This is a genomic window from Mesorhizobium sp. M3A.F.Ca.ET.175.01.1.1, from assembly GCF_004791945.1.
Taxonomy (GTDB): Bacteria; Pseudomonadota; Alphaproteobacteria; order Rhizobiales; family Rhizobiaceae; genus Mesorhizobium.
This window is the reverse complement of the sequence record NZ_SRTP01000078.1, coordinates 1-446: the sequence shown is the minus strand read 5'-3', so window position 1 is coordinate 446 and position 446 is coordinate 1. Positions and strand designations below refer to the sequence as shown.

Here is a 446-nt window from a genome sequence, read left to right as displayed (position 1 = left end):
CCCAATGTTCGCCGCAGCCGTAGCATTCATAATGGTTTGCGTACCAAGACATTTAGGCGTTGTCCCTTTGCTCGGTCTTCAAAAGCTCTCTTTCCTCAGGCGATAGCGGCCGCGGGCCACAAACTCGAGATATCTGTTGTCTCTGAGGAACTGCAATTGCTGACGAATCTTTGGTCTCACATTTCTGTTGTTCGGGTATAGAGCGCTCAGTTTCCTTTCGAACGCGTAGACTTGTTCGATATCGAAATCAGTCGCACCGATCATATCGACACATCTCATTACTTCAATTAGCCAGCCACGAGCATCTGCCTTTTCCTCACAAAGAAAAAGGGTGTGCTGCCATTTTGCGACAACGACCTCTTTAGGGATCGGAATGCTGTTCCTAACCAAAAATATTCGGCCCGCATCCGGAATGCGGTCGAGCAAAATATTGGAACCAACCCAAC

1 protein-coding gene is annotated in these 446 nt (G+C 48.4%); it reads right to left on the bottom strand.

Going from position 1 to position 446, the window contains the following annotated elements; genetic code table 11:
* Positions 1-78: 78 nt before the first annotated feature.
* Positions 79-446 (bottom strand): DpnI domain-containing protein (locus EN818_RS30815; protein WP_281039965.1); only part of this gene is annotated, 368 nt, incomplete at its 5' end.